The sequence below is a fragment of the Pseudomonas arvensis genome (assembly GCF_056688935.1).
In genome coordinates this window covers 5,656,492-5,668,536 of record NZ_CP162038.1, presented here as the reverse complement: position 1 = coordinate 5,668,536, position 12,045 = coordinate 5,656,492, and the positions used below count along the sequence as shown (strand labels likewise).

The following is a 12,045-nucleotide window of genomic DNA, read 5'->3' as shown; positions in this document are numbered from 1 at the left end:
TAACTCCTTACTCGGCCAGGGCGATTGGCCCGATTTCATCGAACACATCACCGGGGCCGGGGTTCTCGGCGTGAGTGCTGCCGCCGAAGTGGGTCATGATGCCCCACACTGCGTTCAGCGAGGTTTGTACGGCGCCTTCCACCCACGCAGGGGTCCAGGAAACGTCGTCGCCCGCGATAAAAATCCCACGCTGTTCGGCGGGCATGTCCTTCTGCATAAAGTGCGCGTACATCCGCTGGTTGTAGCGGTAGTGGCCAGGCAATGCGCCTTTGAAGGCGCCGAGGAAATGCGGATCCGCCTCCCAGGACACGGTGATCGGATCACCAATGATGCGCGCCTTGATATCGACTTTCGGGTAGATCTTGTTCAAGGCATCCAGGGCCAGTTTTACCCGCTTGTCGATGGGCTGCGGAAGCATTTTCAGCGCGTCGCTCATCCACGAGTACGACAGGCAGATCACCCCTGGTTTGTCGTCGCCGTTGTCGAACAGGTAGGTGCCGCGAGTGAGGCGATCGGTGAGGGTCATGCTCATCAGGTCGCGGCCGGTTTCCGGATCTTTGTCTTTCCAGAAGGGGCGGTTGACCATCACGAAGGTTTTCGACGATTGCATGTAGCGCGTGCGGTCCAGGGCCATCCACATCTTTTGCGAGAACAGGGTTTCATCGCATTCGATCTGGGTGGTCAGCAGCCAGCTTTGGCAGGTGGTGAGCACGGCGGCGTATTCACGGGTGTCGCCATAGTTGTCGGTCACCGCGAAACGGCCATCGGCGGCGTGGGCAATGCGCTTGACCCCTGCGCGAGGTGCGCGGCAGTGCAGTGAGCTGAGGCTGGTACCGGCCGGCCAGTGGGCGCAGCGCTCTGGCACATGGCGCCAGATGCCCATGGGCACCTGGGCCACGCCGCCGACCACCAGGTGTTGGTGGTCGTCGCAGTTGGTCATCACCACCCGGAAGATTTCCAGCATCGAGTTGGGGAAATCCGAGTCCCAGCCGCCGGTGCCGAAACCGACTTGGCCAAACACTTCCCGGTGATGGAACGACAGCTTGGCGAAGGCCTTGGAGGTGGCGACGAAGTCGTAGAAGGTGCGGTCGTCCCACAGCGGTACCAGCTTGTTCCACAGCGCTTTGAGGCGCGGCACATCGCGGTCGCGAATGGCTTGCTGGATATCGCCGAACTGCGAGCCGGCTTCCAGCGCGTCGGCCCAGGCGTCGGCCACTTCCTGGAACAGGGCAGGCAAGTCAGACAGCTTTTGTGCGTAGTGGGTCTGGCCTTCGAGGTCGATCACGGTACTGCCGGAGGCCGGCGTCAGCGGGTTGGGGAACGGCTTGGTGTCCAGGCCCAGCTTATCCACATAGTGGTAGAAGGCGGTGGATGACACAGGAAAGCGCATGCCGCCCAGCTCGGCGATGATGCCTTCGGCGCCTTCGAAGGCCTGGGAGCGCAACCGGCCGCCCATCTTCGAGGCTTCGTACACCACGGGTTTGAGGCCCAGCTTCATCAGTTCGTAGGCGGCGACCAGACCGGCGATGCCTGCGCCGACGATGGCAACTTCGGCGCCATGGTTGGCGGCGGGGATACTGCCCAGGCCGGCGGGGTGCTCGATCCAGTCATCAAAGGCAAACGGAAAGTCCGGGCCAAAGATGGTGATGGGTTTTTTACCGTCTGCCGGATGGCGAGTGGTCTTGCTGAGGGTGCTGGACGGAATGCTCATGGCTGACCTTACTGGCGACTAGGCGGAAGGAACCCGCTGAGTATAGGAAAAGATGGCAGCCAGTTTAGGGAGCGTTGCGCTCGTTAATAAGACGCAATGTGTCGTCAAAATGGACTGTTTTCAGTCGAAGTGACGAGTTTGACGGTCAGATTGGTTGGCCGCGATCCAATTTGTTACTGAGGATGATTGAGGTGGTGGTTTTTTCCACACCATCGACACCGCCGATCTGGTCCAGCAACTGATCAAGCTGCTCCGGCGAGTCCGTGCGCAGCCAGGCCACGTAATCAAACTCGCCGCTCACCGCGCACAACTGCTGCACTTGAGCCATGGCACTCAGCCTGCGCAGCACTTCTTTGCCTGAGCGTGGTTGCACGGTGATGCCCACGTAGGCCTGCAAACCACCGTCTGCCACACGTTGCTCCAGGCGCACGCCGTAACCGGTGATCACCTGGGTTTTCTCCAGGCGTGCGAGGCGCGAAGTCACGGTGGTGCGTGCGATCCCCAACTGCCGGGCAAGCATGGCCACGCTTTCGCGGGCGTTGATCTGCAGCGCGGCGATCAACTGGCGGTCGATTTCATCTAGGACAGGCAAGAGAGGCTCCATTCGGGCGGCAACAGCCACGCATGTTACAGGCTTGTATCGGCCAGCAGGCAGCGGGCGAACAGCTGCGGGACCGGCAGATGCCGTTGGCTGTAGCGACTGAGCAGGATGATCTCACGGTAAAACGTCAGGCTGCCCAGGGGGATTGTTCTTATTTCAGGCGAACGCTCCAGCCACAGGCCCGCCTGGGGGATCAGCGATACGCCAAGGCCACATTCCACCATCTTGACGATGGCCTCCAGCTCGTCCAGTTCCAGTGCGACCTGTACATCAATTTTCTGCTCGCGCAGGAACCGGCTCACCAACCGACCGCCGAACGATGCGCGGTCATAGCGGACATGGGGGTGGCTGCTGAGCAACTGCACAGGATCATCGCCAGTCATTGTGTGCGGCACGACCAGCACGAACGGTTCCTTGCGCAGCACCTGCACGTGCAATTCCTTGGGCAGATCGAACGGCGGGCGAATGATGATCGCCGAATCCAACTCGCCGGCATCTACCTGGCTCAACAACTCCAGGGACACGCCAGGGACCAACTTGCACTCGACCGTTGGCGCAGCCTGGCGCAAACGCACCAACGCCTGTGGCAGCAAGCCGGTCTGGGCGGTGGTGATGGCACCGACTTTCAACTCGCCCCGATATTCATCGGCGTCCACCGGCACCGCCATGCGGTTGAACGTTTCAATGATTTCCTTGGCCAATGGCAATGCGCGCAAACCCGCCGCATTCAGCGTGGCCTGACGCCCGGTGCGATCGAACAGCTGCACCCCCAGCGTCTGCTCCAACTGCCGAATCTGCGCGCTGACCGCCGACTGTGTCAGGCCGCCATGCATGCCCGCCGCCGCGAACGTGCCATGGCGGGTTACGGCAATAAAGGTCTTCAATTCACGCAGCATAGGGTCTCGATTCATCGAAATAATTTGAGCTCGGCGCAAAAACTATCGTCTTTTCATCGGCTGAAGCAAGGCTAAACTCGGGGGACTTAATGCCCACAGAGGTTTGACCTGATGACACTCGCACCTTTTCACCTGGCAATTCCGGTTTACGACCTCGCCGCTGCGCGGCATTTCTACGGTGACGTTTTTGGCCTTGAAGAGGGGCGTTCCAGCGAACACTGGGTAGATTTCAACTTTTTCGGGCATCAGTTGGTCATTCACGAACACCCGAAAACCGCCTCCCAGGAATCAGCCCACACCAACGCGGTAGACGGCCACGACGTGCCCGTGCCGCATTTTGGCGTGGTGTTGGGCTGGGAAGATTGGCATGCCTTGGCGGAACGCTTGCAGGCGAGAGGGACGACGTTTGTGTTGGAACCGCACATTCGCTTCAAGGGGCAGGTGGGGGAGCAGGCGACGTTGTTTCTGTTTGATCCGTGCGGGAACGCGCTGGAGTTCAAGGCATTCCGGGATATTGGGCAGTTGTTTGCGAAGTGAGACTGCCAGACACACAAAAGCCGCGCATTGCGCGGCTTTCTTGTTTGGTGGGCCCACACGGACTTGAACCGTGGACCAAAGGATTATGAGTCCTCTGCTCTGACCAACTGAGCTATAGGCCCTGTAACAGGTCGCGGATTATAACGATGGTTTCCCCGCTGTGCCATCCGAAAAATCCTCAATGTTCATGCGAAGGAAGGTAGCGGCAAAAAGCTCCGGCGGCAGCGGCAGGCTGACGATGTAGCCTTGCATCTGTTCGCAGCCTTCAGCGGCCAGGAAGGCTTGCTGGGCGGGGTTCTCCACGCCTTCGGCGATGATGGTGAATTGCATGCTATGCCCCAGGGCGATGATGGCGCGCACGATGGCGGCATCGTGGGGGTCATCGGGCAGGCCACGGACGAAGGATTGGTTGATCTTCAGGAAATCCAGCGGCAGGCGTTTAAGGTAGCTGAGGGATGAGTAGCCGGTGCCGAAGTCATCAATCGCCAGTTGCACGCCCAACTGCTTGAGTTGGTACAGCACCTCCAGTGCTTCCTCGGCCTGGCTCATGATGAAGTTTTCCGTGATCTCCAATTGCAGGTGGCCGGGGTCGAGGTGGTAGTCGCGCAACAGTTGTTCGATGCGACTCAGCAAGCCGGGATGGCGCAACTGCGCGCCGGCGAGGTTGACCGACAGCGGGCCGAAATCTTCGAAGGTGCCCTGCCAGGCGTGCAGTTGTTGGCAGGCCTGTTCCAATACCCAATCGCCAATTTGCAGGATCGTGCCGTTCTCTTCGGCCAGGGCAATGAAGTGTTCGGGGGGTACTTCGCCAAAGGTGGGGTGGTGCCAGCGAATCAGGGCTTCGGCGCCGATCAGTTCGTGTGTCACCAGGCTCAGCTTTGGCTGGTAATACAGGCTTAGCTCTTTTCGTTCGATGGCTCGCCGCAGTTCATGTTCCAGTGCCACACGTTCGTTGGCCTGGGCCGTGAGGTCGCGGGTGTAGCTTTCGACCCGGTTACGCCCCTTGGCTTTGGAGCGGTACATCGCGGCGTCGGCATTCTTGACCAGGGTGGCGACGTCCGTACCGTCCTGCGGATAGAGGCTTGTGCCGATGCTGGCGCTGATGAAGAACTCGTGCTCGCCAGCCTGGAAGGGCGGGGTGAAGCAGGCCAGTAGCTTATTCGCCAGGTGTTCGGCGTCGCTGGCGTGTTGCAGGCCGGGCAACAGGATGATGAACTCGTCGCCGCCCAGGCGCGCGACGGTGTCGATGTCTCGCAGTTGATCCTTGAGGCGTACGGCGATGTCTTTGAGCAGCAGGTCGCCGATCGGGTGGCCGAGGCTGTCGTTGATGTGTTTGAAGCGGTCCAGGTCGAGGAACAGCACGGCGCCCTGTTTACCGGTTTCCTGATGACCGTTGAGGGCGGCCTGCAACCGGTTTTCAAACAGCGTGCGGTTGGGCAGGCCGGTCAGTGGGTCGTGGTGCGCCTGATAGTCGAGGCGTGCCTGGGCCAGTTTGAGGCTGGAGATGTCGGCAAACACCGCCACAAAGTGGGTGATCAGTTGATCGCGGTTACGCACGGCGCTGATGGTCAGCCAACTGGGATACAACTCACCGTTCTTGCGGCGGTTGGAGATCTCGCCTTGCCAATGGCCATGGGCCGTCAACTGGTGCCACATGGCGGCGTAGAAGGCGCTGTCATGCTGGCCCGAGGCGAGCAGGCGCGGTGTCTGGCCGAGCGCTTCGGCTTCACTGTAGCCGGTGATTTCGCTGAAGGCGCGGTTGACGGCACTGATGTTCTGGCGGGTGTCGGTGATCAACACGCCTTCGGCAGTGCTTTCGAAGACGGTGGCGGCCTGTTGCAGTTTTTCCTGCATCTGCTGGCGTTCAGTGATGTCGCGGGCGATGGTGAGCATGCAGTCTTCATCGCCGATAGGCAGTGGGCGACTGGACAATTCACAGAGGCGTATCAGGCCATCGACGCGACGGATATGACAGACAAAGTCGCGGACAAACCCATCACGCTGCATCAACTCCAGCATGTGTTTGCGCTCGTTAAGGTCGACCCAGATGCCAAGGTCCAGGCTCGATTGGTCAACCGATGTGGCGCTGGTGTGGCCGGTCAGCCGGCTGAAGCCTTCGTTGACCTCAATCAGCAGACCGTCGCGTTGGCGGCTCAGCAGCAAACCGTCGGGCGAGGCGTGGAAGGCTTTGGCGAACTTCTCTTCGGAGGTTTGCAGCAGTTGCTGGGTTTCCTTGAGTTGGGTGATATCGCGCACCACCACCACGATGGCTTCAGTCGTATCCAACTGGAAGGGCTCTGCCGAGATAAGACCGGTAAAGGCTTGGCCGTTGCTGCGCAGGAACGGAATTTCAAGGTTGCGGATACTGGTGGTCTGGACACGTTGCAGCAGCTCGGGGCCGATGCCCGGGATGCCCCATATTTCCAGTTCTGTACCGGTTTTGCCGATCACCTCCTCAGCAGTCAGGCCGATTTGATCTTCGAAGGCTTTATTGACCTCCAGCAAGCAGCCATCGGATAGCCGTGCAATCACCAGAATGTCCGGGCATTGCTGGAACACCGAGGCAAATTTCTGTTCGGACAATTGCAGCGCTTCCTCGGTGCGCTTGGCCTCGCTGATATCAATCATCAGGCCGCGCAGCACAGGCTCATGACCGTGTTCGATCAGGCTGACAATGTCGCGTACCCACAGGCAGCGGCCGTCTGCGGTAATCACTCGGTAATCAACACTGTGGTCGCGGCTGGCACGGGTTTCGCGGTGGCAATAAGCTTCGGCACGTATGAGGTCGGCCGGGTGAATGATGTTGCGCCAGAAGCCCGGAATCAGCCAATGAGCGCGTGGGTAGCCGAGCAAGTCTTCTGCGTGAGGGGAGACGTAGCTGTAGGTGAAATCGGTGACATTGGCTTCCCAGGCGATGGCGGACAAGCTCTCTACCAGGCCGCGATAGTGGTATTCGCTGCTGCGCAATTCTTGTTCGAGAGCGACGCGGCGGGAAATTTCCGAACTCAGCCGACGATTGATCCGAATCACGATGGCCAATACGCTGCACAGCAGCAGTACGGCGGGCAGGCCGTACATCAGCAGGTCGTTCCAGAAGGTGCGGTTATCCGTGAACTTACTCACCCAATGCTGCTGAATCGCGTCGGTTTCCTCCGGGCTGAGGTCGGCCAGGACTTTGTCCAGGATGCCCACCAGCATTTTATCGTCCCGTGGTACGCCCATCGCCAATTGATAGCGGTAAGGGGTTTCGCCGCTGACGTAAAGGCCATCGAGTTTGAGTTCGCGCAGGCTCCAGACGCTGGACGCCAGGTCGCTGACCACGGCATCCACTTCGCCGGTCGCCAGGGCTTGCAGTGTGGAACTGACGTTGGGCAGTGCGACCAGGTTAAGGTCGGGATGGTGGGTACGCAGCAACTCGTGAGGGGCGTAGTTTTCCACCACGGCAACCTTCAGGCCGTAAAGATCCTTGAGGTTGTGCGGTCGTGCTCCGCCTTCGTGGGCAAGAATCACCATCGGGAAGTCGATGTAAGGCCGGGTAAAAGCCAGATAGCCCTGGCGTTCCGGGGTCGACATGATGCTGGCGATAAGATCGAGTTGGTTGTTTCGCGCCATCTCCAATACAGCGCCCCAGCTCGGCGGTTCGATTATCTTGACCCTGACGCCCAGGCGGTCCTGGATCAGGCGCACGTAATCTGCCGACAAGCCTTGGTATCGGCCACTGTCATCACGGTATTCGAAGGGTGGCCACGAGGCGTCCACGCCAAGTCTCAGCTCCTGATGGTCCGCCAGCCAGCCACGCTCATCATCAGTAAGAGTCAACGCGCCAGCCGTTGCGGTCCAGTTCAGCAGCGACAGCAGTATCACGGTCGGCAATCTGGGCATAACGGTCTCGTTATGGCACGGGGAATGTGTCGAGTGTAGACGGGCATTGCAGGGGGAGGAGGGGCAGTACAGGATTTTATCTATGCAAAACAAAACCCCCGGCCTGGGCCGGGGGTTCTGGTATCACTCGTCGAGGAAGGAGCGCAGATGCTCGCTTCGCGTCGGGTGGCGCAACTTGCGCAGCGCCTTGGCTTCGATCTGACGGATCCGCTCGCGGGTCACGTCAAACTGCTTACCGACTTCCTCAAGGGTGTGGTCGGTATTCATGTCGATGCCGAAACGCATGCGCAGTACCTTGGCTTCACGGGCAGTGAGGCCGGACAGTACGTCGCGAGTCGCTTCTTTCAAGCTCTCAACAGTGGCGACATCGATTGGCGACTGCATGGTCGAGTCTTCGATGAAGTCACCCAGATGGGAGTCTTCGTCATCACCAATCGGGGTTTCCATGGAGATCGGCTCTTTAGCGATCTTCAATACCTTGCGGATTTTATCCTCAGGCATTTCCATGCGTTCGCCCAGCTCTTCCGGGGTCGGTTCGCGACCCATTTCCTGCAACATCTGCCGGGAAATACGGTTGAGCTTGTTGATGGTCTCGATCATGTGCACCGGAATACGGATGGTGCGGGCCTGGTCGGCGATCGAGCGAGTGATCGCCTGACGGATCCACCAGGTGGCATAAGTCGAGAACTTGTAGCCGCGACGGTATTCGAACTTGTCCACAGCCTTCATCAAGCCGATGTTGCCTTCCTGGATCAGATCGAGGAATTGCAGGCCACGGTTGGTGTACTTCTTGGCGATGGAGATCACCAGACGCAAGTTCGCTTCTACCATCTCTTTCTTCGCGCGGCGGGCCTTGGCCTCACCGATCGACATGCGACGGTTGATGTCCTTGATCTCGGCAATCGTCAGACCGGTTTCGGTCTCAAGTGCAGTCAGCTTCTGCTGGCAACGGATGATATCCGGCTGCAGGCGGCCAATGGCTTCGGCGTACTTCGCCTTGCCTTTGGCCAGGGCGTCGCTCCAGCTTTCGTCAACTTCGTTGCCCGGGAACTGGCGCAGGAAGTCGGTACGCGGCATGCGCGCATCACGGACACAGAGCTGCATGATCGCACGCTCTTGTGCACGCAGACGCTCAAGGGCGCTACGAACGCGTTCAACCAGGCCTTCGAATTGCTTCGGTACCAGCTTGATCGGCATGAACAGCTCAGCCAGCGCCAGCAGCTCGGCAATTGCCAGCTTGTTGGAGCGACCGTGCTTTTTCAGGGCCTTGCGGGTGATTTCCATTTGATCGGAAACCGCACCGAAACGCTGGGCAGCGATGATCGGGTCTGGACCGCTTTCGACTTCTTCTTCGTCGTCGGTGCTGGCTTCAGCTTCGTCGTCTTCGGAATCGTCATCCGCTTTCGCGGCTTTCGGATCGACAGGCGGCGGTACTTCGGCAGCAGGCGGCGCAATGCCGTCGTCCGGGTCGATATAACCGCTCAGGACGTCGGACAGGCGGCCACCTTCGGTGGTGACGCGAGTGTACTCGGAGAGAATGTGGTCAACCGTGCCAGGGAAGTGCGCGATTGCGCCCATCACTTCACGGATGCCCTCTTCGATACGCTTGGCGATTTCGATCTCGCCTTCGCGTGTCAGCAACTCGACGGTACCCATTTCACGCATATACATGCGCACAGGGTCAGTCGTGCGACCGATGTCGGTCTCCACCGCGGCCAACGCAGCAGCGGCTTCTTCAGCGGCTGCCTCGTCGGTATCGGCGTCGGCCAACATAAGGGCGTCCGCATCCGGAGCACTCTCGTGTACGGGGATCCCCATGTCATTAATCATGCGGATGATGTCTTCCACCTGCTCAGGATCTGAAATATCCTCAGGCAGGTGGTCGTTGACCTCTGCGTAAGTCAGATACTTCTGCTCACGACCAAGGGTGATCAACTCTTTGATACGAGACTGCTGTTGCGCTTTTCCGGACATAACACCCTATCCACTGAAGGTCTTGGCGGGCAAAAAACAAGCCGAGGATTATACCCGAGCTATGACCTCACACGCCAGCTGAGGTCGGGTTTGATGCGGAAACATTCTGTTTTAAGAGGTCACGCATCTGTTTTGCTATCTGAATTTGCTCTTCAGCCGATAATCCCGGCTGTCTTGCTCTCATGATGAGTTCATCGAGGGTCTGCGTATGCTGACCCGCGGATAACCTAGTAATGGTGTCTAAAAACTGTTGTTCAAGGTTATCGCCGTCAATTAGCCACTCCTTTTCCGCAAGTGCTTTCAACAAGCGTCCCTGTTCTGTGCCGTGCCAGCGCGCCATCAACTGAATTGAGTTTAGCTTAGGATTTTTCTGCACAGCTTCGATCAGTGCGATCAGGACTTGAGCGTAGGTATTGCTCGCATTGGCAAAATGGTCGGCACTTTCGACCTTGCCCGCCAATTGCGGGTGGTGAATGAGCGTGCGCAGGGCGATCAGCGTGGGCGCTTCTACGGCAACTGGCGTGCGCGGGGCGTAGGCCTCGTCGCGATCGCCGCGCTTACCGTTCTTGCTCCAGGGCTTTTTGTCCCACTTCTTGCCGCCGGCACCGGGTTTCTTCGGGGCCCATTCCTGCTGGGGCGCGTAGGCATCCTGCGGTTGGAAGTCGGAATAGTCCGGCATGGCGTCGTAATCCATGCCCGGATCGTAGGCGGGCGGCGCGTCCTGCGGTGCGCTGTGCACCAGTTGGCTGACGGCTTCGCCACTCAATCCGGTAATTTCCAGCAGGCGCTGGCGCATCAGGGTGCGCAGGTTGGCGCCTGGCACCTTGTCGATCAGCGGCGCTGCGAGGGTGGCCATATGGGCCTTGCCTTCGAGGGAGCGCGGATCGGCTTCTTCGGTCAGTTGCTGGAAGAAATAGTCCGCCAGCGGCTGCGCATGTTGGTTGATGCGTGCGCGGAATGCGTCGGTGCCTTCGGAGCGCACCAGGGTATCCGGGTCTTCGCCTTCAGGCAGGAACAGGAAGCGTGCGCGGCGCCCGTCTTGCAGGCTCGGCAGCGTGGCTTCGAGTGCTCGCCAGGCGGCGTTGCGGCCGGCCTGGTCGCCGTCGAAGCAGAACAGCACGCTGGGCACTACGCGAAACAGGCGTTTCAAGTGCTCTTCGCTGGTGGCGGTACCGAGGGTGGCTACGGCGTTGCGCAAGCCTTGCTGGGCCAGGGCAATCACGTCCATATAGCCTTCAACCACGATGATTTCATCGAGGTTGCGATTGTTTTTGCGCGCTTCGAACAGGCCGTAGAGTTCCTGGCCTTTGTGGAATACCGGGGTTTCCGGCGAGTTCAGATACTTGGGCTTGTCGTCCCCCAATACCCGGCCACCAAAGGCGATGATGCGGCCGCGGCTGTCGCGGATCGGGAACATCACGCGGTCGCGAAAACGGTCGTAGCGCTTGCCGGTCTCGGCGTTTTCCACCAGGAGACCGGCGTCGATCATGGCTTTTTGCTGCAGGGTGTCACTGCTCAGGTGCTTGTACAGGTTATCCCAGCCGGGCGGCGCGAAGCCGAGGCCGAAGTCGCGAGCGATTTCGCCGGTAAGGCCGCGGCCCTTGAGGTAGTCGACGGCGGCCTTGCGCTGCGGATGGCTCTTGAGTGCCTGTCGGTAAAAGTCGGCGGCGGCGGTGAGCAGTGGGTACAGCGGCGAATCGGTGGGTTGCCGCGGTTTGTGCGGGCGGCCGCTTTCTTCGCGGGGGACTTCCATGCCGGCGGCTTTCGCCAGGTCCTCGATTGCCTGGGGGAAATCCAGGTTGTCGTGGTCCATCAGGAAGCCGAGGGCGTTGCCGCCTGCGCCGCAGCCGAAGCAGTAGTAGAACTGCTTGTCGGGGCTGACACTGAACGACGGGGTTTTTTCTTTGTGGAACGGGCAGCAGGCGGTGTAGTTCTTGCCGGCTTTCTTCAGTTGCACGCGCGAGCTGACAACATCGACGATGTCGGTGCGGTTCAGAAGGTCGTCAATAAAGCTCTGGGGAATTAGCCCGGCCATGGCGTTCTCGTCATCACTGCGTGTAAATGAGGGCCCGTGAAGTGCTCAAGCGCTTGGGTCGAGTAGCTCGACCATCAATCGTCTGCTTGGGCTGTATGGAAGTGTATCTGCCGAGCATTCACTGACGTTAATTTCCAATCAGTCTTCGGCGAAGAAATGTTGCCCCGGGCTCCGGTTCTGGCCAATGGTGGCCTCGGTAGCTCATCGATGGGCACAGTCGACCGTTGATCGCCTGTTTACAGAATAAGTGTGCTCGTCAGTAGCCTTGTTAGGCTCGTCAGAAGAGACGTGCACCGCTGGCAAAAGAGCCAGTCCTGACGTGTGAAGCAGTTGTCTCAGTCGCGTGTGCGGCGTCGACGGTAAAGCATCAAGCGATATCTGCAAATGCCAATAGCCCGGCTGAGGGCCG

General features: G+C 59.5%; 7 protein-coding genes and 1 tRNA gene. 1 reads left to right on the top strand and 7 read right to left on the bottom strand.

Features of this window, described 5'->3' with window-relative positions; translation table 11 throughout:
* Nucleotides 1–7: 7 nt before the first annotated feature.
* From AB3G88_RS25790 to AB3G88_RS25780, 3 genes are all read right to left on the bottom strand, one after another.
* Complete coding sequence (locus AB3G88_RS25790; protein WP_480452214.1) at nucleotides 8–1,711, bottom strand: flavin monoamine oxidase family protein; 1,704 nt, start codon at nucleotides 1,709–1,711, stop codon at nucleotides 8–10.
* A 145-nt stretch (nucleotides 1,712–1,856) separates the two neighbouring features.
* Nucleotides 1,857–2,303 (bottom strand): Lrp/AsnC family transcriptional regulator, encoded by a 447-nt coding sequence (locus AB3G88_RS25785; protein ID WP_480452212.1) that lies wholly within the window; start codon nucleotides 2,301–2,303, stop codon nucleotides 1,857–1,859.
* Between the two features lie 35 nt (nucleotides 2,304–2,338).
* Nucleotides 2,339–3,208, bottom strand: a complete 870-nt coding sequence (locus AB3G88_RS25780) for a LysR family transcriptional regulator (RefSeq protein ID WP_099585684.1) — start codon at nucleotides 3,206–3,208, stop codon at nucleotides 2,339–2,341.
* 111 nt (nucleotides 3,209–3,319) lie between these two features.
* On the opposite strand from AB3G88_RS25780, the gene AB3G88_RS25775 reads away from it, so the two are divergent.
* On the top strand, nucleotides 3,320–3,745 hold the full coding sequence (locus AB3G88_RS25775) for a VOC family protein (protein ID WP_191959373.1): 426 nt from the start codon (nucleotides 3,320–3,322) through the stop codon (nucleotides 3,743–3,745).
* 45 nt (nucleotides 3,746–3,790) lie between these two features.
* On the opposite strand, the gene AB3G88_RS25770 is transcribed toward AB3G88_RS25775, so the two are convergent.
* From AB3G88_RS25770 to dnaG, 4 genes are all read right to left on the bottom strand, one after another.
* Nucleotides 3,791–3,867, bottom strand: a tRNA-Ile gene (locus AB3G88_RS25770).
* A gap of 16 nt (nucleotides 3,868–3,883) precedes the next feature.
* Nucleotides 3,884–7,627, bottom strand: a complete 3,744-nt coding sequence (locus AB3G88_RS25765) for a bifunctional diguanylate cyclase/phosphodiesterase (protein ID WP_480452209.1) — start codon at nucleotides 7,625–7,627, stop codon at nucleotides 3,884–3,886.
* Between the two features lie 123 nt (nucleotides 7,628–7,750).
* Nucleotides 7,751–9,601, bottom strand: coding sequence for an RNA polymerase sigma factor RpoD (gene rpoD, locus AB3G88_RS25760; protein WP_099585681.1), 1,851 nt, complete (start codon nucleotides 9,599–9,601; stop codon nucleotides 7,751–7,753).
* A gap of 67 nt (nucleotides 9,602–9,668) precedes the next feature.
* The gene (gene dnaG / locus AB3G88_RS25755) at nucleotides 9,669–11,636 is read right to left on the bottom strand and encodes a DNA primase (RefSeq protein WP_191959384.1); all 1,968 of its coding nucleotides are present in this window, start codon (nucleotides 11,634–11,636) and stop codon (nucleotides 9,669–9,671) included.
* Between the last annotated feature and the right edge of the window lie 409 nt (nucleotides 11,637–12,045).

Bases quoted from the DNA above. Each gene is read 5' to 3' on its own strand.
- AB3G88_RS25790 (WP_480452214.1), bottom strand. From the start codon at position 1,711: ATGAGCATTCCGTCCAGCACCCTCAGCAAGACCACTCGCCATCCGGCA.
- AB3G88_RS25775 (WP_191959373.1), top strand. From the start codon at position 3,320: ATGACACTCGCACCTTTTCACCTGGCAATTCCGGTTTACGACCTCGCC.
- rpoD (WP_099585681.1), bottom strand. From the start codon at position 9,601: ATGTCCGGAAAAGCGCAACAGCAGTCTCGTATCAAAGAGTTGATCACC.
- AB3G88_RS25765 (WP_480452209.1), bottom strand. From the start codon at position 7,627: ATGCCCAGATTGCCGACCGTGATACTGCTGTCGCTGCTGAACTGGACC.
- dnaG (WP_191959384.1), bottom strand. From the start codon at position 11,636: ATGGCCGGGCTAATTCCCCAGAGCTTTATTGACGACCTTCTGAACCGC.
- AB3G88_RS25780 (WP_099585684.1), bottom strand. From the start codon at position 3,208: ATGCTGCGTGAATTGAAGACCTTTATTGCCGTAACCCGCCATGGCACG.